Origin of the sequence: Nitrosomonas sp. Nm34 (genome assembly GCF_900113925.1) — a bacterium.
Classification (GTDB): domain Bacteria; phylum Pseudomonadota; class Gammaproteobacteria; order Burkholderiales; family Nitrosomonadaceae; genus Nitrosomonas.
On record NZ_FORD01000038.1, the window covers coordinates 1 to 26,371 of the forward strand.

Below are 26,371 nucleotides of genomic sequence, written 5' to 3' on the forward strand. Positions count from 1 at the left end.
TATTGGAAATTTTTCAAGAAGAAAATCCTGTATGGTCGCTACTATGAAACTTTTTCACTTTTCAAAAGTGCTTGCCAAGCTTTTTTTACAGCAACCGATCATTACGAAGCAGAATTACGCACATTATTAACTGATAATTTCCAAACCATTGGCAGCACCTGAGTGCCGAAATTTCATGTGTGATGGGTATAGCTGGTAACATTTAAATAGATCTGCCACGATACCCTTGGGCAGTACGGTAATATAGAGGGCGTAAGGGCGTGCTATTCCGTGTCACTGTTTTGTATTGTATCGTACTGGGTTGGATAAGCATCCGGTCAATTTCGTTTCCTGCTCGATCATGCTCGAGTGTGTGGCGTTTTATGCCTATTAAAATAATAGGGCGGTCAGTAGCCGGGTGTGATGGATACCAGAAATCATACATGGCGCTCTTGTCCCCGAACATATTGCGTGAGCGAATATCTATTTTGCTACTATCTTTAGTGTAAAAAGATAAAGCGCTTGCAATTGACCACTTGTTCATTCCTACTACAATGGGAGCTTGTCCATTCTGAGACTCGATTTCTTCAGCTATTTTCTCGATTTCAATAGCTGCTTCTTTCCAGAAATAATGCTCGGCAAGAAATTGGTAGGGTATACCAGGAATACCTAATACCACATAATGGAGTATAAATGCATAGGCAAGCAAAGAAACAGTAATAGTTGGTTGCCATATCGCCCGTAAACGGTTAGAGACTGTCTGTAGAGCGCTATTTTGTCCCATCATCCAGGCGATAGTCGGTAAAACTGCAAGCCATAGCGGACAAGTCCAATGAAATCGTGGGGTATCAAATGTACTAATACCCAAAAAAATTATCAGTGGAATGCCCGTGAATATAAATATAAATAAATTGCGTCTACGCTCACATTGATTATGCTTGCCGTTGGTGCCAACATGCCATAATGCCCGCAAAGCAGCATACAAGCCTATCGGAGTGAGAATAATGGCGACATATAAGACAAGGTAATGAACAGAAAATACATGACCCCCTCCTCCAAGTCGTTCTGTTTGAAATAAGAAAGAGACCCAGTCGTTCTGAAAATTCCAAATAATAACAGGTGAAAACAACAAGAGCGCGAGGAATGCTGCGAAATAGGGATAAGGCCGAAGCAGCCAGCGTCGTGCAGTGGGATCTAAGATAACAAAAGCTAGAGCGGCTATCCCTAATAATCCCATCGTATATTTAGATAATAGGCCCAGGCCAAAAGCAATTCCCATACCTAACCAGGCTATCTTTCGATCAGCTACAAGTGCGCGCTCCATATAGTATAAAGTAGCAGCCCAGGAGGCCATCAAAGGTGCATCAGGTGTTATCACTAAGCCAGAAGCAAAGCCGAATGGCAGCACAGATAGCAGCATGATGGCACGCATGCCGGTGGATTTATCATATAAATTACGGGCAAATGCATATAAGTAGCCCATTGTGATCAAACCACAGGTAAAGGCTCCAATCCTTACACCAAACTCATTTTGACCTGCTATTGCGGTACCCAGCCAGATTAGCCAGGCAACCATGGGGGGATGATCAAAGAAACTCAAGTCCATGTGCTGGCTATATTGCCAATAATAAGCTTCATCAGGAATGAGTTGAGCAAGACCAAGATAGACTAGACGCAATAAAGTAACAAAAAGTACCACTCCAACTGCGGCCACTTGCCATCGGACATTTAACGGGGGGCAATTTTTACTTTCTGGAAAAACATAAAAAGCTGAACCAAGATAATTAATTATGGCCGTTGCCGTAATTGCTGGGAATATTGCTAATTCGGCCGATAAATGCCAAGTATAAACAAGCAATGCCAGCACGCCGCCACGTAAGAGCAATGCTAACAATCCCACAGTTAAGAAGCGGCCAAATTGTTGCCAATTAAGGCTGCCTTCCAAGTGCGATCGAAATGACCATTTAGAATTAAATATATAATTAATAGTCACTGCTGCTAAAAAGCTGGTGATATGAGCCAATGCGAGCCCAAAGCTCAAATTTATCATCCATTGGAAGATAAAGGCATCGACAAAAACCCCCACAAACCCAACAATTGCGAAACGGCTAGCTGTGCTGATAGAGGCTGTGCCGCCAGCCAATGTGATGAGTCGTTGGAGGTAAATCAGATGATGTGAGAGAGATAATTTTGACGTGCCATATGCTCGGTCATGAAAGGAGATAGGGATCTCTATAATTTTAAGATTGCCTTGACCTGACATTAACAATTCAAGAAGTATTTTATACCCACGGGCCTTTTCTGCAATATTTGCGATAAGCTCACGACGAAATGCAAAAAAACCGGAAGTCGCATCACTGACATCACAAATAGGGCGTGCAAGAAAGCCTCCTAGACGGGATAACCATTGGCGATATAAAGGCCAACCATGAGTACTTCCACCCGAAACATATCGACTACCTACCGCAACATCATATTTACCGGTCAAGATGGGTGCAACAATCGCTGGAACTTGCTCGGGTAAATGACTCAAATCTGCATCCATTACCATGATAATATCACTTTTGGCAATAGCTACACCTGCCAGAATTGAGGCAGTCAGATCGGGTTTCTCTTGCCTCTCAACCAGATGAATATGTTTATTATGTGCTTCCCATTCACGTATTTTAGTTGGCGTTCCGTCCTTTGATCCATCATCAACAAAAATGACTTCGAAGCTGCCCGGTAACAAATCAAGCGCAAATAAACGTGATAACAGTAAATCCACATTTTCTGATTCATTAAGAGTTGGAATGACAATAGAGAATTGCATTATTTTACTTTATAAGAAGCATAAATTCAGAAGTGTAAAGTGTTATGGTTACTACTGTTTCTGGTATTTATGCACAGCACGGTTATGGTCTTTCAGATTAGTTGAAAAATGCGATTCACCATTTCCCTTCGCAACAAAATAAAGCGCATCAGTTTCTGCTGGATTAAAAGCTGCCTGAATTGAGGCTAATCCAGGCATGGCAATAGGTGAAGGAGGAAGTCCAGACCGCATATAAGTATTATATTCTTGGTCAGTAAGTAAGTCCTGTTTACGCAAATTTCCATCAAAATCTTGACCTATTCCGTAAATAACAGTCGGGTCAACTTGCAGTTTCATTCCTAAGCGTAGTCGATTAATTAAAACACCCGCGATCATGCTACGGTCACTTTTCTTACCCGTTTCTTTTTCAATAATCGAAGCTAGGATCAACCCTTCATATTCTGACTTTAATGGAAGAGATTCTTTTCGAGAAGACCAAGCTATTTTCAGGTGATTTTGCATTGTATGATAGGCACGTTTTAATATGCTGACATCACTGCCATTTCTTGGAAAGAAATAGGTATCCGGGAAAAATAAGCCTTCTGCTTTTAATTCAGAAGCGCCAATTAGCTGCAGAATCTCTTGTTCACTAAGATTAAGCGTATCGTGCCGAATTGCTGGGTGTTCATCTAAAACTTTCCTAAGTTCAGAAAATGTCCAGCCTTCGATGAACCGAATTTCATTTTGCCTGATATCCCCTTTAACAAGGTATTCCAGTAATTGCAAAGGGGAGGCATCTTCAATAAGTACATATTCACCTGCTTTTATCGATGATTCATAGCCAAGCATCTTTGATAGTAAGATAAAAGACCAGGCATTAGGGAGTAGATGATCTGCAACTAATTGATTGGAAATGTTCTTTAGATTGCCACCTGATTCAATCGAAAATTCATATGGGATAAAGGGCAATTGGGTGGCAGTATTGGCCAGATAATAAAACCAACCGATAAAAAAAATGATTCCAATGAAAATGGATAAAAAAAGTAACTTCAGTTTCCGAGATAGGCGTTTTAGCACCCACATACACCAGATAGGTAGCTAAGTTTTTCGGAATACCAAAGTTCCGTTAGTTCCCCCGAACCCAAAGGAGTTTGATATAGCTAAATTTATTTTCATATTTCTGGCAGTATTGGGAACATAATCCAAGTCGCATTCCGGATCAGGCTCAAATAGATTAATAGTTGGTGGTACGACTTGATGATAGAGGGTGAGCACAGAAAAAATTGCCTCTACTCCTCCGGCAGCGCCCAATAAATGTCCAGTCATTGATTTGGTAGAATTGATGACAAGTTTCTTAGCATGATCGCCAAAACATCGTTTGACCGCAATCGTTTCTGCTATATCGCCTAGAGGAGTTGATGTACCATGAGCATTGATATAATCAACCTCATCGTTGTTAACCCCTGCAATCTTAAGTGCATTTGACATACACCGAGCAGCGCCTTCGCCATCTTCGCACGGAGCGGTCATGTGATGAGCGTCCGCACTCATACCGAATCCAATAAGCTCCGCATATATTTCTGCGCCACGTCGCTTGGCATGCTCCATTTCTTCTAAAACTAAAATGCCAGCACCTTCACTTAAAACAAAGCCATCTCTACCTTTATCCCAAGGGCGACTGGCTGAAACTGGATCATCATTACGAGATGACAGTGCCCGAGCTGCAGAAAATCCTCCAATCGCAAGAGGCGTTACACATGACTCTGCGCCACCGCAAACCATAATATCCGCATCACCATATTCAATCATGCGCGCGGAGCTGCCGATAGTATGAGTAGAAGTCGTACATGCAGTTACAATGGCCAGATTAGGTCCTTTATACCCGAACATGATGGATAAGTTGCCAGATATCATGTTGATAATAGTACTGGGTATGAAAAATGGAGAGATTTTCCGGGGACCACCTGCATGATAAGCAGAATCAGTATCTTCAATCATTGACAAACCACCGATTCCAGAACCAATATTAACGCCTATGCGTTCTGGATCAAGCCCAGATAAGTCTTCTATAGCCGCATCTTTTATTGCTTGGATTGCTGCTGCCATTCCGTAATGAATAAAAATATCCATTCGCCGTGCATCCTTGGCTGATATGTACTGTGTAATATCAAAATTTTTAACTTCACCAGCAATTTGTGAAGAAAAAGGGGACGCATCAAAGCGAGTTATCTTAGTAATACCAGATTTTCCGGCAACAATGTTCTGCCAAGTATCAGAAATATTATTTCCTACAGGGGAGATAATACCCATCCCTGTAACAGCTACCCTGCGTTTGGACAAAAAATACTCCAGTAGATAAAAAAAGAAAGATTAGTGAGAGGCATGTTGATTAACGTAATCAATCGCTTCTTGAACAGTATTGATTTTTTCAGCTTGTTCATCAGGAATTTCACATTCAAATTCCTCTTCCAATGCCATAACAAGTTCTACGGTATCAAGTGAATCAGCGCCTAAATCATTCACAAAGGAGGACTCATTTTTGACATCTGCTTCATTTACACCTAATTGTTCAGCTACAATTTTTTTGATACGTTGCTCTATATCTGTATTTTCCATCTATGCACCCTTCCTTTTTACGTGAGAAGAACTAACCAATTTTAACAAATTTCCTACACTAACAAAACTAACACCTTTATTGCATTTGGGTTACTTTAAAAGCTACTGATTAATAAAATTATTTGACATAAAGATTAATACCTTAATTTGAAAAGATGTTTCCCAAAAAATTATAATTTCAATTAATCCATATACATTCCACCATTCACGTGTAAAGTCGTGCCTGTAATGTAGCTTGCTGCTGGTGAAGCGAGAAAGACTACTGCTGATGCGATATCTATCGGGCGCCCCAATCTTCCCAATGGGATATGCTGGATTAGATTCTGCTGCTGCTCAGCAGAAAGAGATCGCGTCATATCAGTATCGATAAATCCGGGGGCAATACAATTAATTGTGATATTTCGACTGCCTACTTCACGCGCAAGCGATTTACTAAAACCGATCATACCCGCTTTGGCTGCGGCATAATTGGTTTGCCCTGGATTACCTGTTACGCCGACTACAGATGAAATATTAATGATACGTCCTGCACGCGCTTTCATCATGGAGCGCAAAACAGCACGACTTAGAAAGAAAACCGATTTGAGATCGGTCTCCATGATTTCATCCCATTCTTCATCTTTCATTCTAGCCAGTAAATTGTCGCGAGTGATACCTGCATTATTGACCAATATGCTAATCTCACCAAATGTATCGCGTATAGTTTCAATGGCGTTATTAATCTGTGTAATATCGTTGACATTCATTGCCATGCCCAATCCTTTTATTCGGGCTTCTTTTAGGTACTGATTGATAACTTCTGCGCCATCTTGCGTGGTAGACGTGCCTATTACAGTGGCGCCATGCTTGCCTAATTCAGAAGCAATGGCTTGTCCAATTCCTCGACTGGCGCCTGTCACTAAGGCCACTTGACTGCTTAACATTATTTCTCCGTTGGGTAATATATTGGATACAATTTATTTCAATATATCAATTGCTTGTCTGAGAGCATTACTATCTGCCAATGATAAGTTTTTTAATTTTGCATCGATGCGTTTAGTCAAGCCGGTTAATATCTTGCCTGGCCCACATTCGACAACATGATCGACACCTGCCGATGCAAAAGCGCGAATGGTTTCTGTCCATCGTACAGGGCTATAGAGCTGTTTTGCCAATATTTCTCTGATTGACATGGCATCATGGTGTTGTTGAACATCCACATTGTGCAAAATGGGAATGGCCGGTGGCTCAAATGATATTTTCTCAAGTAATTGATGCATTTTCTCGGCCGCTGGTCTCATCAGTGAGCAATGCGACGGAATGCTCATTGGTAACAATATAGCTAATTTTGCTCCCTTTGCTTTGGATAGCGCCATTGCATGCTGGACCGCACTTTTGTGACCTGCGATCACGACTTGACCAGGTGAATTAAAATTAGCAGGCTCTAAGGAAATTCCGTCACAACTGCTTATAATTTCAGCACAGACGGCTCGCACCTCATCATCATCTAATCCCACTATCGCTGCCATACCGCCCATCCCTTCAGGCACGCACTCTTGCATGGTTTTTGCGCGATAGCTCACCAGCTTTAATGCATCAGAGAAAGTTAAAGCGCCTGATACGACCAGTGCGGTATATTCTGCTAAGCTGTGACCTGCTAAGTAATCCGGCTTCTTCCCTCCCAGGTTTTCCCATGTACGATAAACTGCAATCCCAGCTGTCAGCATGACCGGCTGTGTATTGACTGTTAAGTTGAGATCCTCAGCTGGCCCTTGATTAATCAATGCCCACAAATCCTGTTTAAGGATATCGGCCGCTTCAGAAAATGTTTCGTGTATCAATGGCACATCTGAATAACCTTTCATCATGCCGACTGATTGCGAGCCTTGTCCAGGGAAAACAAATGCGGTCTTCATAGATCACCAGCGTAGCAGCACAGAACCCCAAGTGAAACCACCTCCTACGCCTTCTAGTAAGACACATTGATCAGATTGAATGCGTCCATCACGCGCAGCGATATCTAAAGCTAACGGCACGGAAGCAGCCGATGTGTTCCCATGCTGATCAACGGTGGTAACCACTTTTTCCATTGGAATGCCCAGTTTCTTGGCAGTAGATTTTATAATACGGATATTAGCTTGATGAGGAATTAGCCAGTCAATATCGGATGTTTGTAAATTATTGGCTGTGATAGCCTCAGATACGGCTTCTTCTAGCACCTTAACTGCAAACTTGAACACAGTATTTCCTTCCATCGTAATGAAGGGCGAACCTTGTATTTTACCACCACAGATATTTCCAGGTGCAGCAAGCACTTTGTTATAACTCCCATTGGCATGCAAATGGCTTGAGAGTATTCCAGGTTGATTACTTTGCGTCAACACGACAGCGCCAGCACCATCACCAAATAATACACACGTGCTACGGTCAGTCCAGTCAAGAATACGAGAATATACTTCGGTTCCTACCACCAATGCATTTCGGCACTTGCCGGAACTCACAAACATATCGGCCGTAGCGAGCGCGTAAATAAAACCGCTGCATACTGCCTGAACATCGAAGGCAGGGCCATCACTAATGCCTAGCTTGTCCTGTAAGATACAAGCCGTGCTAGGGAAAATCATATCCGGAGTGGTCGTAGCCAGAATGATCAGATCAATTTCCTGAGCTTTAATACCTGCTGCGTCTATGGCCCTACGACTTGCTTCAAGCGCGAGGTCACTAGCCAATTGACCCTCTGCGGCAATATGGCGTTGGACGATACCTGTCCGCTCACGTATCCATTCATCACTGGTATCCACCATGCGTTCGAGATCATGATTAGTCAAAATTTTTTCAGGCAAATAACTACCTGTTCCAATGATTTTTGAATACATGTTTTATTCCACAGTTGCTGAATTAAATTTACTTTTTTGAGTGTTGTGTTGTAATTCTGCTATATGCTTGCTGATATGACATAGCATTCCACCGCGCACCTCCTCAGCACCTCGTTTGATAGCAGCACAGAATGCATGCTTATCAGCAGATCCATGACTTTTTATAACAATACCACGTAACCCAAGCAAACTAGCACCATTGTATTCGCGATGATCAACCCGTCGTTTGAAAGCGCTGATAACAGGTAAAGCGACAAGTCCTGCAAATCTCGTGAATAGGTTGCGCTTAAATTCCTGGCGCAAAAAAGTAGCGAGCATTTGGGCCACACCTTCTGATGTTTTCAAAGCAACATTACCCACAAAACCGTCACAGACTACAACATCTGTTGTCCCTTTATAAATATCATTGCCTTCGATATTTCCATAGAAATTTAATCCACTATCTCGAAGTAGTTCTGCGGCCTGCTTGACTACTTCATTACCTTTGATGTCTTCTTCGCCTATATTGAGCAAACCAATACTAGGATCTTTTTTGTTTTCAACAGAAGAAACGAGTGTGGCGCCCATCATACCAAATTGTAGTAAATGTTCAGCAGTGCAATTGACATTTGCGCCTAAATCCAATATGTAAGTGTGTCCTTTTATAGTAGGTAAAACAACTGCAAGCGCTGGTCTATCAATACCTTCAATAGTTTTTAGAACAAAACGCGAGGTCGCTAACAATGCGCCAGTATTACCTGCGCTGATACATGCCTGAGCTTCACCGCTTTTAACCAAATTAATCGCAACGCGCATAGAAGAGTCTTTTTTACTGCGTAAAGCGAGTGCCGGGGGTTCATCCATACCCACAACTTCACTTGCAGCATGTAGCCTCATTCGTGGGCTAAGAGGCATATTAAGGGCGCGTAATTCCGCTTCGATCACATCAGGGATTCCGACTAAAATAATGTCGACCTCAGGATCGCTGTGTAGGTATTTAACTGCCGATGGGACTGTAACATGTGGACCATAATCACCGCCCATACAATCAATCGCCATAGTGATGTTCACTTTAGGTTACTCTTAAATAGTGCGCTATGACAGTGCTAAGCGGTATTTGGCGAAATCGAAGAGGCAGATAGAGTGAGAGGAAACTTATTCGTCGTTTTTAGTTTTGATAATTTTCCTGCCGCGGTAGTATCCATTCGGACTGATATGGTGGCGTAAGTGTACTTCCCCGGTAGTGGGCTCTATGGCTAAAGGTGGATTGGTCAGAAAGTCGTGAGAGCGATGCATTCCGCGTTTGGATGGGGATTTTTTATTTTGCTGAACAGCCATGTTATGTTGACTCCAAAAATTAAACTTTAGTGTGCTTGTTTTTTAATGACTTCAGGGTAACAGATGGATATTCCTTAATCCCTTTTGTTATTTCTGAAGTATTAGCGATGTTTTTGCTGAATGAACATTGATCTTCCTCATGACGAGGAGAAATCGGCAAACTCAGAATGATCTCATCTTCAATGAGCGTTAGTGTATCCATATCAGGAGATGCTAGAATGGCATCGACCGAGATATCTTCATCATAATATGAAAATTCATTCTGATCTCTTGCGAGCAACAAGCTCGTTTCTATATTCAAGATATGTTCCAGTTTACCGAGGCAGCGTTGGCAACAAAGACTAATCATTCCTGTGATCATTATTTTGAGTGTTGGTCTATCTTTTTCGTCAAAAATTCCACTTATCGAATAAATGATCTCTCCAGAGCGATCAGATAAATATTCTCCTAAACGTTCCAATTCAGCGGGCAGGATTTTACCATGATGTACCTCGCTATTGCGGACAAAATTAAGAGAATCTATGATAAAACGTTTATGCATCATAATTTTCGCATGCTATATTTTTTATAGTTAAGTGTCAAAATCTATTATAACCATTATAACATTTTGAAAACACAGTATGTTCACCCAAGACTTATTTTGGGAACCAGTTCATTATATCGCCGCGAACTTTTCCAGCGTTTAAAGCTTCCCTTTGAAACAGCCAATCCAGCTATAGATGAAACGCCCCTGCAAGATGAGATGCCTGAGGCCACCGCACTTAGATTAGCTGAAAATAAAGCTCATGCTGTTGCTGCAATGTATCATGATGCGCTTATCATAGCTGCAGATCAGGTCGCTGTGATGGAAGGCATTCAATTAGGCAAACCTCTGAATTATGCTAATGCAGTTAAACAATTACGTTTAATGCAGGGTAAGGAAGTTATTTTTTATACAGCGCTATGCCTACTGAATAGTCGTACTAATCGACTGCAAACGCGCGTTGTTCCTTATTCTATTAAATTTCGCGCGTTAAGCGATCCACAAATTGAGCATTACCTTTCGAAGGAGCAGCCTTATCATTGTGCGGGGAGTGCCAAGTCTGAAGGGCTTGGGATTGCTTTGATCGAATGGATGAAGGGAGATGACCCCAATGCTTTAATTGGACTGCCGCTTATTGCATTAGTGGACATGCTGCTAGCAGAAGGGGTAGAAATAATTTGATTTTTTCTTTACAGTCACCAGAAGATCAATTAGCCTAATTATTTTTGCTTCAAATAAACATTGTGATTGTGCCAAGCAGTGATAGATTTACAATATGCATAAGCAATTAACCATCAATGGGGTCATTCTGATATTTTTCGTGAGTATGCTCACGAATACGTTAGGTTGGTCATTTAATGATATGCTTTTCGCTCATGAACTGGATCATCACTACCATGCAACGTTGTTTTCCACTGACCCACAAAAGCATCTTGATCTCCATCACGCTCTCGGCGACAACGGTGAACTGGATGCAGCTACCCATTTATGCCTTCATGCCGCAGGTCAGAATCCGCCTTTTTTGCTGAATGCATCCTTTTTAATAGTGACTCCGGTTGTCGAAGTAAAAGCCTTAATAATATTTATTTCTAAAATTATTCCTGAATCTATTCCCGACTCTCTCTTCCGGCCCCCAAAAAATTTCAGGCACGCTATCTATCTAGTTAGTTGAATTTTTAAAACACTCGAGTAGGTAGCGCATTGCGTTGTTTGGGTGTGTAATACACTCATCATTATTTGAGTAAGCTGTATCAAGCAGCATTCACACTATATAGATCCAGTTAAATTCAATCATGCGGATATCTACTCATCATTGTGAGTAGAAGCTGTAAGTATTGAATGCTTTTGTTGCAGAGGGTGCTATGAAATTTAAATTGCAGTGTAAGCTGTTACGATCTTGTCTGTTGCCTAAAACGCAACGCTTGATTGTGCTTCTGGCTTTTCTATATGGTCCATTCCAACTGATGGCAAGTTCTGATTCAGTGGATTTAAATGCTAATAATGCCCTGAATCATTTCACACAATCACTGCCTCAAGAACAGGCTGATTTGACCTTGCGTGATGTGTTGGCGCTCATGTTGCAAAACAACCCTGAGCTGGCATCTTTCGCCAAGGAGGTGCTTGCTTTTGAAGGAACAAAGCTACAAGCGAGTAAATTCAAGAATCCCGATTTTACGATTGAAGCAGAAGATATTAATTATGCCACGACTAACATCCAGGGTTTTACTACTTTTCGCATCAGCCAGTTGTTTGAACTCGGGGGTAAGCGTCGTGCCAGAATGAATGTGGCATCCTTGGGTCAGGAATTAGCTGACAAAAACTATGAAGTGACACGGCTGGCACTGATTGCAAGAACAGCTAATACCTTTATCGATGTCTTAGCCGGGCAAGAACGGTTGCGGGTGGCAGAGGAAACTTTGCAGCTGACACAGAAAGTAGTTGATTCAGCTTATAAGCGGGTTGAGTCAGGTAAAGCGCCTCCGATCGAGGAAACGCGATCCAAGGTGGCGCTTTCAACAGCGAATATAGAAATGGAGCAGGCGAGGCGCGACCTGGCTTCCGCCCGTGCGCAATTGGCGCTTTTGTGGGGAAGTACCCTGCCAACATTTGGCAAAGCTCTGGGTGATCTGGAGTCAACGGTTTCCATACCTTCATTTGAAGTACTTGAGCAACACGTGCTGAATAATCCTTTGGCGCAACGTAGCGTGAAAAATATCGAACATCGGAAAGCAATCATCGAACTTGAAAAATCACGGCAAATCCCTGATGTTACGCTGGGGAGTGCAATAAGGCAGTATCTCCATACCGACAATACGACTGCTCTCCTGAATTTATCCATACCCATTCCGGTATTCGACCGGAATCAGGGTAATTTGCAGGAAGCTTATCAGCGTTTGAACAAAGCGAAGGATGAGCAGGCTGTAGCTGAATTATTACTTCGAACGGAATTGACACGAGCTTATCAAGCCCTTTTAGCGGCGCAGAATGAGATCAAGCTGCTGCATGATGAGGTATTGCCAGGTGCCAGAAATGCTTTTGAGGTGGCAAATAGAGGCTATGAGCTGGGAAGATTCAGCTTCCTAGAGATGCTGGATGCGCAGCGTGCCTTGTTTCAAAACCGGGTTCTATATGTGCGCTCACTTGCTAATTATCATCGCCTGATCAATGAGATCGAGCGCTTGATCGCAGCGCCAATCGATGAGCTTATAGATACGGCTGGTATGCGCCAATCTGGCAATTAAAAGGAATACAAGGAGTAGAAAATGGAGAAAATACGATGGATGCCTATTGTGGTTGTAATCATCATTGGTATTGTTCTGGGTGGACTGATACTGACCTTGGGTAAACCCACTATACCCGGTTCGGAAGATGAAATAACGAGTCAGGAGAAGAGGTTATCTGCGATTGACTCTGCACCTGGGGAAAAAGAAAGAGGTGGTCGGGTTGAGCTGGCAAAAGGGCCTAGAGGAGGGAAGCTTTTTGCCACAGATGATTTTAGTGTGGAGGTAACTATTTTTGAAAAAGGGGTGCCTCCGCAATTTCGCCTTTATCTTTACCATAAGGGTGAATTAATTCCACCTACTGAAGCTAAGGTCAGCATTACCTTGACGCGACTGGGCACACCCGCCCAGTTATTCCGCTTTACCCCGCAAGGCGAATATTTGATTGGTGATCAAGAGGTAGAAGAGCCGCACTCTTTTGACGTGGCAATTGTCGCTGAGTGGAAAGGCAGAACTTATCGCTGGGGCTATAGCCAGGTTGAAGGTCGGGTAGAAATGTCGGATGAGACATTGAAAAGTTCCGGCATTCGAATTGCTACTGCTATTCCAGCAATTATCAAGCCAACACTGAAATTGCTCGGCGAAATCATTTTTAATGAACATACCATTTTACAGATCGTGCCACGCATTCCTGGGATGGTCATTGCTGTGATGGGCCATCATGGGCAGCATGTTCAAAAAGGGGATGTTCTGGCGGTGATTGAAAGCCCCATGCTGGCTGATTTGCGCAGTCAATACCTCGTGGCCAAGAGAAGACTCACGTTGGCGCACACTACTTATGAGCGTGAAAAACAATTATGGGAAGAAAAAATCACAGCCAAGCAGGATTACCTCACGGCCCAGCAGCAATGGGATGAAGCCAAAATCGCACTCCAGCTTGCGTCCGAGAGGCTGCATGCGCTTGGGGTAAGCCCTGAATCCAGTCTCACGGAAAAAAATCTTTCGCGTTATGAAATTCGTACGCCTATACCAGGCATCATTATTGCCAAAGCCATCGTGCTTGGGGAGTCAGTCAAAGAAGACACAGCAGTTTATACCGTTGCGGATGTCTCGACGGTATGGGCAGCGATTACGGTTTATCCAAAGGATTTGAATGTAGTTAAAGTTGGCCAGGTAGCAACCATTAAAGCGACCGCATTTGATGTCGAAGGGGAAGGGACCGTCACATATATCACCACCTTGGTTGGTGGGCCTACGCGAGCCGCTACTGCGCGGGTTGAGTTGGATAACCAGGCTGGCAGATGGCGCCCGGGCATGTTTGTTACGGCTGAACTGATAGCAGAAGAAATCCAGGTGCCCGTAGCGGTGTTGGTAGAAGCGGTTCAAACACTGCGTGATTGGGCGGTCGTGTTTGGCCGTTACGGTAACTACTTTGAAGCACGGCCGCTGGAGCTTGGCCGCAGCGATGGCACGATGGTTGAAGTCATCAAGGGATTGTCTGCCGGAGAGAAATATGCGGCAGGTAATAGCTTTGCCATCAAGGCTGAGTTGGGTAAAGCTGGCGCGAGCCACGATCACTAGCTTAACCAGGCCCATCTAAGCGGAGCTTTTAATTATGTTGGAACGTATTTTACAGATTTCTGTCTTTCATCGCGGCTTGATACTGGCAGCAGTGCTGATGATGGCCATAGCGGGAATTTATAGCTACCACAAACTTCCGATTGATGCCGTACCTGACATTACCAATGTTCAAGTGCAAATCAATACGGCTGCACCTGGCTATTCACCAGTTGAAGTGGAGCGGCGCATCACTTTTCCGGTAGAGACCATCATGGCGGGGCTGCCCAACCTTGCTTATACTCGCTCGCTCTCCCGCTATGGCTTGTCTCAGGTAACCGTGATATTCAAGGATGGGACGGATATCTATTTTGCGCGACAATTGGTCAGTCAGCGAATTCAAGAAGCCAGAGGCAGATTGCCTGCCGGCACCGAACCTGCTATGGGGCCTATTTCGACTGGGTTAGGCGAAATCTTCATGTGGACGGTTGATGTTGAAGAAGGTGCCCGCAAACCGGATGGTGCTGCCTACACGGCGACTGATCTGCGCGAAATTCAGGACTGGATCATTCGGCCCCAGCTACGCATGGTTCCAGGTGTGACCGATGTGAATTCAATTGGTGGTTTTGTCAAACAATTCCATGTTGCACCTTACCCAGAAAAACTGATTGCTTACGGTCTGACTATTCAGGATGTAGTCACCGCTTTAGGACGTAACAATCTCAATGTGGGGGCAGGTTATATTGAGAAACATGGAGAACAATACCTGGTGCGTTTACCCGGTCAGGTTGCCAGTTTGAATGAAATTGGCAATATTACGCTCGGTTCTCGCCAAGGGGTTCCGATCCGCATTAAGGATGTGGCTGATATTTTGATCGGTAAGGAATTGCGTACAGGTGCGGCCACGGAAAACGGCCATGAAGTGGTACTAGGCACGGTATTTATGCTGATTGGAGAGAATAGTCGTCTCGTTTCTCAGGCCGCCGCCAAGAAATTAGCTGAGATTAATCGTAACCTGCCTGAGGGTGTCGTCGCTACACCTGTTTATGACCGGACTACCCTGGTGGATAGAACCATCCACACAGTGGCTACTAATCTGGTGGAAGGTGCGGCATTGGTAATTGTGGTGCTGCTGCTATTTTTGGGAAATTTGCGCGCCGCCTTGATTGCCGCATTTGTTATTCCGCTTTCAATGCTGTTTACCTTTAGTGGAATGGTGGCTAATCAAGTCAGTGCTAATCTGATGAGTCTGGGAGCGCTTGATTTTGGCATTATCGTGGATGGAGCGATCGTGATTGTCGAGAACAGTATCCGCCGCTTAACCCATGAGCAGGCGCGACTGGGGCGGGTGTTAACCCTTGCTGAGCGCCTTGATCTGGTATTCGATGCCACCAGGGAAGCACGGCGGGTATTGATTTATGGTGAGCTGATTATCATCATCGTTTATCTTCCCATTTTCGCGCTAACAGGGGTGGAGGGTAAAATGTTTCACCCCATGGCTTTTACCGTGGTGATAGCGCTGATAAGCGCCATGATACTTTCTATTACTTTCGTTCCAGCCGCTGTGGCGCTGTTTCTTTCGAGTAAAGTCACCGAAAAAGAGAGCCGAGTGGTCACATGGGCGAAGCGAGCGTATGTCCCGGTGCTGAGCGCAGCGATGCGTAACCGGGAACTTACCGTGACCATTGCTGTGGTTATTGTCGTGCTTTCAGGATTGCTGATCACCCGCATAGGCAGTGAATTCGTACCGAGTCTCAACGAAGGCGATATTGCGCTGCATGCTATTCGGATTCCTGGCACCAGCCTGACGACGGCAGTTGAAATGCAAAATGAATTGGAAGAAACCATCAAGTCATTTCCTGAAGTCGAAAGTGTCTTCTCAAAGATAGGAACGGCTGAAATTGCCACGGATCCGATGCCGCCCAGCGTGGCAGATGTCTTCATTATGCTTAAGCCGCAATCAGAATGGGCTGGCCCTTACCGCACTAAAGTCGAATTAATTACCGCGATGGAAAAGAAGGTACTGGAAGTACCGGGTAATAACTATGAATTCACCCAACCGATACAAATGCGTTTTAATGAGCTGATCTCCGGTGTGCGTGCGGATGTGGCGGTGAAAGTATTTGGTGACGATATGGATACCCTATTTGAAACAGGTGAGCAGATTGAGAAGCTGCTCGACACTGTTCCAGGTGCATCGGATGTCAGGGTTGAGCAGGTCACCGGACTACCAGTACTTTCCATCCAGATGGATCGAGAAAAAATGGCCCGGTTTGGATTGAATGTGACGGATATCCAGGATGTGGTTGCGATTGCAGTAGGGGGGCGGAGCGCGGGACTTATTTTTGAGGGGGATCGCCGGTTTGATCTGCAAGTAAGAATGCCAGAGCATTTGCGTGGTGATATTGAGGCGCTCAAACGTTTGCCAATCGGTATACCGGGAGTCAATATGGGAGGGGCTGCCACTATGCCCCAAGCAGCCGTTGCTCCTGGTTATGTGACATTAAGCGAAGTGGCTGACATGCAAATTGTTCAAGGTCCCAACCAGGTCAGTCGTGAAAATGGCAAAAGAAGAGTGGTCGTGACCGCGAATGTGCGCGGCCGTGACTTAGGCTCATTTGTCAGTGAAGCCGAAGCACTCATTGCTGAGAAAATACAACTGCCCACTGGCTATTGGTTGACATGGGGTGGGCAATTTGAACAAATGATTTCGGCAGCGCAACGCCTACAGATCGTGATTCCAGTAGCACTCGGGTTGATTTTGATTTTGCTCTATACCATGTTTGGTAATTTCCGTGATGGATTATTGATGTTTACCGGCGTTCCATTTGCGCTGACTGGGGGGATAGTGGCGCTATGGCTGCGCGATATTCCATTGTCTATTTCTGCTGGGGTTGGTTTTATTGCACTTTCTGGTGTGGCGGTATTGAATGGTCTGGTGATGCTGGCCTTTATTCGCAATTTGCGAGAACAAGGGCTGGATTTGGATGATGCTGTTCAGCAAGGGGCGCTTACTCGTCTACGGCCTGTGCTGATGACAGCGCTGGTAGCAGCAATTGGTTTTGTGCCGATGGCGCTGGCTACCGGTACTGGGGCGGAGGTGCAGCGACCGCTGGCTACTGTGGTGATTGGGGGTGTTTTGTCTTCCACAGCGCTGACGCTACTGGTTTTGCCAGTGCTCTACCAATGGATTTATAGAAAGAAAACGATAGAGACGATTATGGTTCGCAGTCAATTATGATTAGTGGATCTAGTCTAATATAATTCTGAGTCTGACCCCATGATATGTTCGCAAAAGTCTTAGATTGGTTGATATATTGAATTGTTGTAGTTCTGCAACTATACTAGCGGCACGGTTTGTTGGGATCATGCTGCTCCCAGGGTTCTTCACCGCAGCTAGCCGTTTGGCATCCAATATCTAGTCATAGATAAAAAACTTTTCCAGTTAACCTGATGGTTATGGGGTAGATGGGAGCATATTCCTGAGATAGAAACCATCGAGGAAATTGGAGACATACATGAGAGTTAACTTTCCGAACTCAGACATCATCGATGCTGTAGCAAACAGGCTTTATCAATATATTAAAAAAAAATAGTACGTTAAAGCTTAGAAGAGAACAGGCATCCAATCTCGTATCTCAATGCTACGGTTATTTGAGCTATAAATATTTTGAGTCGAATCAATCGATTGATGAACCTCAATTTAACTCCTTATCTCAAGTGCAAATTAATCAACTAAAAGAGCAACAGATCAGGCTGTTATCATCCTATTTCAATATATCAGAAAAAGAGAGTGATCTGCTTTGGATGACAATGACTCCTGCTAAATTTCTGCGTTACGAAAGACTAAAAATTAACCAGATTGGCTATTACGTCATCGATTGGGGTAGACCTGACCAGTATGGCGAGGATACTTGCGAAATCACGGTCAAGAACTTTGTAATCGGCGTCCAATGTACTACTTGTAATGGTGAAGGAAAATATGAAACTTGGGAACAGGATGATATGGATCAGCCACCAATAATATCCTATGACATGTGTGATAAATGTGACGGAACAGGTGTTTATCATTATAGTAGCAAAATCTTGAATAGAATACGGTTATCAGAAAATGAATTTCGTCTCAAGGAGGAATATGATAATTACTTTGATGACTTGGAGAATAAGGTCAACTCAGATCGCTACGCATCAGCTCATTATTCTACGTCACCCGTATATGACGAAGATAATCCTGACCCATACTCCCCAGATTGGCCAAGTGACGATGATGAAGACGAAAAAATTAAGTAGTGTTAGCTCGAGCTACTGCTTTTAATTGCTATTTGATAGTTGTTTCGGGATGGCTCATAATAAAAAGAGCGTAGCAAGCCCCAGGAAAATAAAGAAACCACCACTATCGGTGACAGCAGTGATCATGACGCTGGAGCCAATGGCCGGGTCGCGGCCCAGTTTTATTCGGGTTAATGGGATGAGTACTCCCACGAGTGCGGCCAACAGGAGGTTCAGAATCATGGCGAGCGCCATGACGAGGCCAAGTGAAATATTCTGATAAATAAGATAGGTAAATAACCCAACGATGCTTCCCCAAACCAGACCATTTACCAAACTGACACCGATTTCCTTGCCGATCAGTTTAAGTGTGCTGTCAGTGCTGACCTGGCCTAGCGCAATGGCACGAACAATCATGGTAATGGTTTGATTGCCGGAATTGCCACCCACCCCTGCGACGATAGGCATCAATGCAGCCAGTGCAACCAATTTCTCGATGGAATCCTCAAATAAGTCAATGACACGTGAGGCAATAAAAGCCGTTACCAAATTAATGGCAAGCCATGCCCAGCGATTCCTGACACTTTTCCAGATGGGTGCAAACAAATCCTCTTCTTCACTCAAACCTGCCTGACTAAGCGCTTCGCTTTCAGCTTTCTCACGAATGAAATCTAACACCGAATTAACGGTGACTCGCCCTAATAACGTTCCATCTACATCAACCACTGAAGCAGAAACAAGATCATAGCGTTCAAAAGCCTGGGTGGCTTGTTGTGCTCTATCGTAGGGATGAAACTTAATTATTTTAGCCGTCATCACATCGCTGACCATGACGTCAGGATCGGTTACCAGTAGCTTATTCAGTAGCAAAACTCCTTTGAAATGCTCATTGCGATCGACTACAAATAACTGATCGGTATGGTCTGGTAATTCACCTAAGCGTCGTAAATAACGCAGCACCACCTCCAATCTGACGTCTTCACGTATCGTAATGATATCGAAATCCATAAGTGCTCCGACCGAATCTTCAGGATACGACATGGCTGCACGTAACTGTTCACGTTCTTCCAACGGTAAAGCCCGGAAGACATCTTCGAGGACTTCACTGGGTAAATCCGGTGCCAGGTCGGCAATTTCATCTGCATCCAGTTGTTCAGCAGCGGCTACTAACTCGCTGCTACCCATATCAGCAATCAGTGTTTCGCGAACACCATCGGAAACTTCGAGCAGTACCTCTCCATCATTCTCAGTCTTGACCAGACCCCATATGAAGAGACGGTCTTCCAATGGTAGTACTTCCAGAATATGCGCAATATCGGCTGGATGGAGCTTCTCAAGTACATTCTGAAGACTTGCCAGATTCTGTTTCTGGATAATCGATCCCACCAAATCTTGACGCGGGGAATCTTGTAAGCGTACTAACCCTTCTACCAATCTGTATTTACGAAGCAAATAAGTGATTCGCTCCAGTATGCTTTGTAAATCTTCATTTTCATGAGAATGGCTGTCTTCAGTCATGGCAGATTTCCGATGGAGGAAGGGTTGTCACAATAAATAAACAGAGCAAATAGACACTTAATTCCTATGGATCAAGAGACAGAATGAGATACCATCGCTTTTTTTCGTTATATCACAGGAAGGAAGTTAATTTTTACAGATTTATTAACTGTGGAATTACAATAAAAGAACTGACTTTTAAGGGGATGAATGTTAACTCAGTCAGATACATTGTACTAGTCAGTAAAAACTGGAAAGTTTTAAAGATGACTTAGAAACAGATTTCTTAAGGAATGTTTTATCATGGAATCTGTGATATATGCATGCGGCTAAGAATGATATTAATTTTCTTCAGCAGTCTCTGGGTCTTGCGATTTCGATCATAATAGCGTGGATTGGTTACTATTGATGCTAGAAATGCCGCCTGTCTGGCAGTCAAGACTGAGGCCGATACTCCAAAGTAATGAAGGGCAGCGGCTTCGGCACCAAATACGTCACGGCCCCACTCAATCATATTGAGATAAATTTCCAGTATCCGCCGTTTGGACATCATATTCTCGAGCATGACTGTGATCAAAGTTTCCTCAAATTTACGCCATACAGTTTTTCTCTCTGAAAGGAACAGATTTTTTGCAAGTTGCTGACTGATGGTTGAGCCGCCAGCAACCCATTCGCCTTTTTTTATATTTTTCTCAAGCGCACTTTGGATCGATTGAAAATCGAAGCCATTATGTTTCATGAATTGACTATCTTCTGAAGCGATGATTGCACGTTTCAGGTGGAGAGAAATATGCTCATAAGCAACCCATTGATGACGCAATGTAGCATCAGGATGATGTTGTCTTAAATTTTCCAGCCTGCTTTGCATGAACGCACTAGCGTGTGGGATATGGGTATTCCAGTAAACAATATGGAGCAGTATCCACAGTAGATAGAGCAGGCCAGCACTGAAAGATAAGAGCAAGAATCGCCATAGCCAACGGTTGAGAAATTTCGCCATGTATCTCCTGCGCAATTAGATCATTTAGAGGTTGAGGTTAAATGGTTAATATCTCGTATTTAATGAATAGCGCTCGTGCTGTTTAGTGCCCGTTATTCTTTAATATTTCAATTACTTTTTTCGTTTCTGGTCGGATGCCACGCCATAAGAAAAAAGATTCCGCGGCTTGTTCAACCAGCATACCAATGCCATCGACTAACTTAGTGACGCCTTGCTGCTGAGCGAATCTTAAAAATGGTGTCAACTCTTGACTATACATCATGTCATAAGCGAGTGATTCTTTAGAAAAGATCCCTTCCGGTAAAGAAGGTAATTCATCATGGAGACTCGCTGAAGTAGCATTGATTATGATGTCAAAACTCTCTCCAGAAAAATCATGATAACGTCCCGATAAGACATTGCCATGAGCAGAAAATTGTCTTTGTAACACTTTTGCCTTCTCTTTAGTGCGGTTGGCAATGGCAAGCAGGCGTGGTTTGAGTGTTAGCAGTGGCAAAATAGTGCCTCGTGCAGCACCGCCTGCCCCCATTAACAGAATATTTTTACTGGCAATAGCAACACGTTGATTAATTTCGATATCCTGCACCAATCCCGCTCCATCCGTGTTATCACCCAGAATGTCATTATTTCCATTAAATTTGAGTGTATTGACGGCTTGAGCGGCATTTGCTCGGTCTGTTAAACGAGTAGATAGGGCATAAGCTTCTAGCTTGAATGGAAGGGTTACATTCATACCCTTACCTCCGCGTTGCTGAAATGCCCTGACTGCCGGCTCGAAGCCACCCAGGGGTGCCAGAATAGCCTCATACTGCATATCCTGCCGAGTCTCCTGGGCAAAGAGCTTGTGGATGAGCGGTGATTTGCTATGGTGTATAGGATTGCCAATGACTGCATAAAAATCAGGCATAAAGTTATTTTGTAATGCGTGGCAGAGATATGAAATTTTAACTGGCAATCAATAGACTGAACAAATGATATTTGTTTTACGGATTATTGGCTGATTAATTCATCTGAACGCGCAAATACCCAGGTACGGGTTATGTGCAAAATATCCGTATCTCGACTGATATCGGGTGGAAAAGGGGCAAAACCATTCTGAGCCGCTAATTTTACTATACGAATGGCGGCATCATCGAGAATCTCTGTTCCAGATGAGCGATCGATTCCAATAGACTCAAGGCTGCCATCTGATCGAATGCCCACAGTGAGCCGCAAATTGCCATAAAGCTGCTGTTTTCTGGCTTCTTCCGGGTAGTTCAAATTACCGATGCGTTCGACCTTGAGCCGCCAGTCTTCTACATAGCGTGCGAAGCGATATTCTTTTGTGCGTGTACTGATATATCTGCGTTTGGGGCGTTTCTGATATGCTTCATATTCCTTGTTGATTTGAGCTTCCTGGCGTGCAATTTCAAGGCTGCGCTGTAGCAAATCTGTACTATCAAGCTTGGGTATTGGCTTGTCTTCAGATTGTTCTGCCTGAGGTTCGGCTTCAATGATACGTGGTTTGTTTTCAACAATACGTGGTTTGCTTTCAACAGCAGGCATGAGTTTCTTGGCTTCTTTTTCTGGTTGTTTTGTTTTTTGGCCTGCTTGAGCAAGATCAATTAATGGCTTGGTTTGCGGTAATACGGGCAAAGGCGATTGAGCACGCCGATCTTCATCAACATTACCACTTCCTTCCGAATTGGTTTGTGCCAATACATCCGTCTCAATAGGTTTTTGGATAGGTTTTTGCTCAGATTTTTTGTTGACCAAAATGACTTCCAGCGATTTGGCAACATTCTTGACGACAGGTTCTGGTACCTTAAAAGTAATCCCCCATAGGATGACTGCGTGTAGGACCAGTGAAATCAGTATGGCGGTATAGAGGCGTTTGGGTCGATGATAAGATGACCCGGGATAAGGTATCGAAAGGCTGTAATCTAACATCTTAGAACAAATAACGGCTAGATAAAATTAATCAACTCATATGAGTGCTTGTCAACAAACCTACAGTACGTCTCGCTAGCTGGATTAGCGAACGCTTATTTCTCGCTTAACCATTTGGGATGTGGTTTTGCCAGAATGCGTGATACTCGTTTTTTATTATTATGCGGTCTTGCCTCCTTTGCTCACAAGCGTTTGTGTTATGATTTTTAGTAAAGATAGAATAACTGACGATAACTGAAAAGTATCTCATAAACAAAAAATAGAGCACCTCTAAAAATTCATATTTGTGAGCATCCGCTTCGCGGATTGCCTGCTTACCCTTCTCGTCACAATACTTCGTTGTTTACAAAAAAATGTTTCTTTACCTATCAGTGATAGGCTGTATCAACATTTTTTTGTGCTCGCCTCGTCTTGTTTAGAACTCTGTATTTTTAGAGGCACCTAATATATTTTTTAGCTTATTCTTTAGATAAAAATCGTGTATTCAAGGTGCATTCAATCAAGTCAATTTGGGATAATTCTAATTTAACAATTGTGCCCGGTAACAGGTCTGGTAATGAAGACACTCGCACGATGAAAGGAATGCGATCGAGCTTTACCAGGTTTTCTTTAATGACTTGTGCGCCGGTCACTTGAATATTTTCCTGTAGCAACCAGCGCAAACACCAATAACGCTCCATAGCACGTTGAAAATCACTGTATATACTATAAGCTTGTTCGAAATCCCGCATGGATATCAACAATTCATCGCTCTCTCTGGAGTAAGGGGGTATGGCATCTTTGAGTAATGCGATAAGCTGCCGCTGATTAATTAAATCTATGTAACGGCGCATGGGAGAGCTGCTCCAAGCATACTGGGCCACCCCGAGTCCCTGATGAGGGGCTGGAGAAAGACTCATTTTTACTTTTCCCCCATTTTGGCTGCGATAAATACCTGCGATTCCTGCATCGGCAAGTTGTTTGCCCCATTCAGTATTGGCATAAATCATCAATTCAGAAACGACTCTGTCGATTGGTGAGCCGTGCCGACGCTCTTGAATAATAATCCGATCCTGCTCCACAAAAAAGCTGTAATCAATTTTTTCATTATTGAGGTCATTTTCCTTGCCTCGGAAGATTTCCATTTTGCGCGAAAAATTCCACAGTAGGCTCAACTCATTCGCAAAAGGGTAATTTGTGAGATTTTTTCTCAAGGTATCTTCATTAAACTGTTGTTCCAAGGTGTCGTGGCGTAGATTGGCGACGATTCTGATTTTTTCTATGCGGCTTTGAGAGGCTGTTACGGTAAAATCGTCTGCTACATCCAGATAGAGCGAAATGGCTGGACATAATCGTGTTTCGCTGAGAGTATAAAAATCGATCGTTTTTTCAGGCAGCATGGTAATTTTCTGCCCGGGTAGATAAACAGTCGAAAGGCGTTTTGCAGCTATTTTATCCAAATGAGAACCCGGGGTAATGCCTAAGGCCGGTGCTGCTATATGGATGCCAATACGAAAGCTTCCCAGAGCGAGCGGGGTAACTGAGAAAGCATCATCAATTTCAGTGGTGGTCGCATCGTCAATACTAAAAGCGGCTGCCTCTGCTATCGGTAAATTTTCATAATCACGAAAAATATCATCTACTTCAGGTAGATTGAAATCGATACCTTCCGGAAAATGCTCTCGCAGAAATTGATTGAAGTGATAATCGTGGGTAGAGGAGATGGCACCACATTTTTCCAATAATTTGGGAACGCTGAGTTTGGTGGCGGTACAGGCTGCTTCGAGCGCTTTCCATTCAATGGTATTTTTATTTGGTTGATAAAGTAGGTCATCCAATTGTGGTCTGAATTCTTCAGGAAGCGTGAAGGTGCTCAGTTGCTGCTTATAGCGAGCTTGTTGTTCTGCTTCCAATCGTTTCTTTTCCTGGCTGGCAAGCGCTGCTCGTAAAGCTTCAGCTGGAGCGGCTTTATAACGCCCTTGTCCTTTTTTGTAAAAATACATTGGCGCATTATTCAGGAGAATCATGATTGCAGCGACTTCTACTGGACTAGGTGAGTGCCCAAAATAATCAGCAGCTAAAGTATGGCTCGAAAATTCTTCGCTATTTGTGCAGCATTCCCAGAGAAAATCCGTATCCAGATCAGCAGCAACCTGCTGTGCCTGATACATAAATTCATATAAAGACGGCATCTCAAACCTTAACAATACTGCGGAAGCTTTGATTTTGGAGCGTTTACCGTGCGATGCTTCTACTTGTAAAGAAGTTGTATTATCCGCAAGAATGGCGCCAACCTTAAAAGTACCGGATTCTTCGTAAAAGACGTTCACGGCATGATCCTTTCAAACCAAACGAAAATCGAGGAATTGTTGACAAGAATCCTTGACGCAAAGATCGCCAGAATTTTATTCGTTAATCGAGTTAGACTCATAATAAATGTTACCATATTTAACAATATGATTATTAAATATAATTTTCCAAACATGAATGGATTTTTCCGCATACGTAATTGAATGGTGCTACCAAATAAAAAAGACTAAATGGAATAAAGCAAGTATAAAGACTGAAAACTAAGGAAAATGTGAATATCTCGTATGACAGTTATTCTGCAGTATTCCAGAATGCTTAGCCTCCATCTTGTAGTCTGATATGCTCAGATTTTTCGCGTAGGATGTGTTAAATATTATTCTCTCTGCTCACTTTTGGATTTCTGATTTCTTGGCAATACTTGGTTATTTTTCTATTCACAATATGAAAGTACACGGAGATTGATAACTACTTTTATTATTATGGTATCAAGACAAATACTTTGCGATAAAGTTTGGACGCTTCACATTTTTTTATGCTAATGGGAGAAGGAATGGGTTTTATTAGTGGGCTAGAGTAAGCTTGAGCCTGGTTTTCTTATATGTAATAAAAAGTTATGGTTATACATGGCATAGTATGGGAAATTAGTTGAAATTGGGGGCACCACTGAAAATAGAGGGTTTTAAACAAGACAAGGTGAGCACAAAAAATGTTGACGCAGCCTATCACTGATAGGTAAGGAACCTTTTTTGTGAACAACGAAATATTGTGATGAGAGAGGATAAGCAGGCAATCCGCGAAGCGGATGCTCGCAAATGTGAATTTTTAAAAGTACTCTTTAATAACTCAAGTTTCGGGGTTTAAAATCAAATAAAATTTCACTGATCACTCCTATCCAAGGCTTCTCGCTGCAAGGTAAGGTAATCTAATTGCAGAACTTGCACAAAGAATTGATTTATGTGCGCTTCAATTACTTCCATGATTTGTTCAACGCGACAGCCAAGCTGGTGCTTGATGCCTGACAAGCCATCA

The 26,371-nt window shown here is 43.4% G+C and carries 21 protein-coding genes; 6 read left to right on the plus strand and 15 right to left on the minus strand.

The features are described from left to right. Positions 1-202: 202 nt before the first annotated feature. The 10 genes from BM283_RS12785 to BM283_RS12830 form a co-directional block, all read right to left on the minus strand. Positions 203-2,791: a glycosyltransferase family 39 protein gene (locus tag BM283_RS12785; protein WP_090693705.1), complete on the minus strand. Its 2,589-nt coding sequence runs from the start codon at positions 2,789-2,791 to the stop codon at positions 203-205. A gap of 51 nt (positions 2,792-2,842) precedes the next feature. Then, entirely contained in the window at positions 2,843-3,853 is a 1,011-nt protein-coding gene (gene mltG, locus BM283_RS12790) for an endolytic transglycosylase MltG (protein WP_090693708.1), read from the minus strand. 15 nt (positions 3,854-3,868) lie between these two features. Next, on the minus strand, positions 3,869-5,110 hold the full coding sequence (gene fabF / locus BM283_RS12795) for a beta-ketoacyl-ACP synthase II (RefSeq protein ID WP_090693709.1): 1,242 nt from the start codon (positions 5,108-5,110) through the stop codon (positions 3,869-3,871). Between the two features lie 30 nt (positions 5,111-5,140). Next, positions 5,141-5,386, minus strand: a complete 246-nt coding sequence (acpP, locus tag BM283_RS12800) for an acyl carrier protein (RefSeq protein WP_090693712.1) — start codon at positions 5,384-5,386, stop codon at positions 5,141-5,143. Between the two features lie 182 nt (positions 5,387-5,568). Next, positions 5,569-6,309: a 3-oxoacyl-ACP reductase FabG gene (gene fabG / locus BM283_RS12805; protein ID WP_175492133.1), complete on the minus strand. Its 741-nt coding sequence runs from the start codon at positions 6,307-6,309 to the stop codon at positions 5,569-5,571. A 33-nt stretch (positions 6,310-6,342) separates the two neighbouring features. Next, positions 6,343-7,281 carry an ACP S-malonyltransferase gene (gene fabD / locus BM283_RS12810; protein WP_090693716.1) on the minus strand — a complete coding sequence of 313 codons (939 nt, stop codon included), beginning with the start codon at positions 7,279-7,281 and terminating at the stop codon, positions 6,343-6,345. Positions 7,282-7,284: 3 nt separating this feature from the next. After that, a complete protein-coding gene (locus tag BM283_RS12815; protein ID WP_090693718.1) occupies positions 7,285-8,241 on the minus strand; it encodes a beta-ketoacyl-ACP synthase III in 957 nt (318 codons plus the stop codon). A gap of 3 nt (positions 8,242-8,244) precedes the next feature. Beyond that, positions 8,245-9,291, minus strand: a complete 1,047-nt coding sequence (plsX, locus tag BM283_RS12820; RefSeq protein WP_175492134.1) for a phosphate acyltransferase PlsX — start codon at positions 9,289-9,291, stop codon at positions 8,245-8,247. A gap of 84 nt (positions 9,292-9,375) precedes the next feature. After that, on the minus strand, positions 9,376-9,558 hold the full coding sequence (gene rpmF / locus BM283_RS12825; protein WP_046849575.1) for a 50S ribosomal protein L32: 183 nt from the start codon (positions 9,556-9,558) through the stop codon (positions 9,376-9,378). 19 nt (positions 9,559-9,577) lie between these two features. Next, positions 9,578-10,102: a YceD family protein gene (locus tag BM283_RS12830; protein WP_090693723.1), complete on the minus strand. Its 525-nt coding sequence runs from the start codon at positions 10,100-10,102 to the stop codon at positions 9,578-9,580. Between the two features lie 63 nt (positions 10,103-10,165). Between BM283_RS12830 and BM283_RS12835 the strand changes: the two genes are divergently transcribed. The 6 genes from BM283_RS12835 (at position 10,166) to BM283_RS12860 (ending at position 18,648) form a co-directional block, all read left to right on the plus strand. Continuing rightward, positions 10,166-10,762 (plus strand): Maf family nucleotide pyrophosphatase, encoded by a 597-nt coding sequence (locus BM283_RS12835; RefSeq protein WP_090693725.1) that lies wholly within the window; start codon positions 10,166-10,168, stop codon positions 10,760-10,762. A gap of 94 nt (positions 10,763-10,856) precedes the next feature. Continuing rightward, the gene (locus tag BM283_RS12840) at positions 10,857-11,252 is read left to right on the plus strand and encodes a hypothetical protein (RefSeq protein WP_090693727.1); all 396 of its coding nucleotides are present in this window, start codon (positions 10,857-10,859) and stop codon (positions 11,250-11,252) included. A 190-nt stretch (positions 11,253-11,442) separates the two neighbouring features. Then, the gene (locus BM283_RS12845) at positions 11,443-12,822 is read left to right on the plus strand and encodes a TolC family protein (protein ID WP_090693729.1); all 1,380 of its coding nucleotides are present in this window, start codon (positions 11,443-11,445) and stop codon (positions 12,820-12,822) included. A gap of 21 nt (positions 12,823-12,843) precedes the next feature. Further along, positions 12,844-14,382, plus strand: coding sequence for an efflux RND transporter periplasmic adaptor subunit (locus BM283_RS12850; protein WP_090693731.1), 1,539 nt, complete (start codon positions 12,844-12,846; stop codon positions 14,380-14,382). Between the two features lie 34 nt (positions 14,383-14,416). Next, positions 14,417-17,599: an efflux RND transporter permease subunit gene (locus BM283_RS12855; protein WP_090693734.1), complete on the plus strand. Its 3,183-nt coding sequence runs from the start codon at positions 14,417-14,419 to the stop codon at positions 17,597-17,599. A gap of 413 nt (positions 17,600-18,012) precedes the next feature. Continuing rightward, a complete protein-coding gene (locus BM283_RS12860; RefSeq protein ID WP_090693736.1) occupies positions 18,013-18,648 on the plus strand; it encodes a DnaJ-like cysteine-rich domain-containing protein in 636 nt (211 codons plus the stop codon). 54 nt (positions 18,649-18,702) lie between these two features. Here BM283_RS12860 and mgtE read toward each other — a convergent pair whose 3' ends face one another. From mgtE to BM283_RS12885, 5 genes are all read right to left on the minus strand, one after another. Continuing rightward, entirely contained in the window at positions 18,703-20,145 is a 1,443-nt protein-coding gene (gene mgtE, locus BM283_RS12865; protein ID WP_090693738.1) for a magnesium transporter, read from the minus strand. 280 nt (positions 20,146-20,425) lie between these two features. After that, positions 20,426-21,124, minus strand: a complete 699-nt coding sequence (mtgA, locus tag BM283_RS12870; RefSeq protein WP_090693740.1) for a monofunctional biosynthetic peptidoglycan transglycosylase — start codon at positions 21,122-21,124, stop codon at positions 20,426-20,428. Positions 21,125-21,206: 82 nt separating this feature from the next. Continuing rightward, entirely contained in the window at positions 21,207-22,031 is an 825-nt protein-coding gene (gene aroE, locus BM283_RS12875) for a shikimate dehydrogenase (protein ID WP_090693741.1), read from the minus strand. Between the two features lie 83 nt (positions 22,032-22,114). Continuing rightward, a complete protein-coding gene (locus tag BM283_RS12880; protein ID WP_090693743.1) occupies positions 22,115-23,053 on the minus strand; it encodes a TonB family protein in 939 nt (312 codons plus the stop codon). A 458-nt stretch (positions 23,054-23,511) separates the two neighbouring features. Beyond that, positions 23,512-25,362 (minus strand): ribonuclease catalytic domain-containing protein, encoded by a 1,851-nt coding sequence (locus BM283_RS12885; RefSeq protein ID WP_090693745.1) that lies wholly within the window; start codon positions 25,360-25,362, stop codon positions 23,512-23,514. Positions 25,363-26,371 lie beyond the last annotated feature (1,009 nt).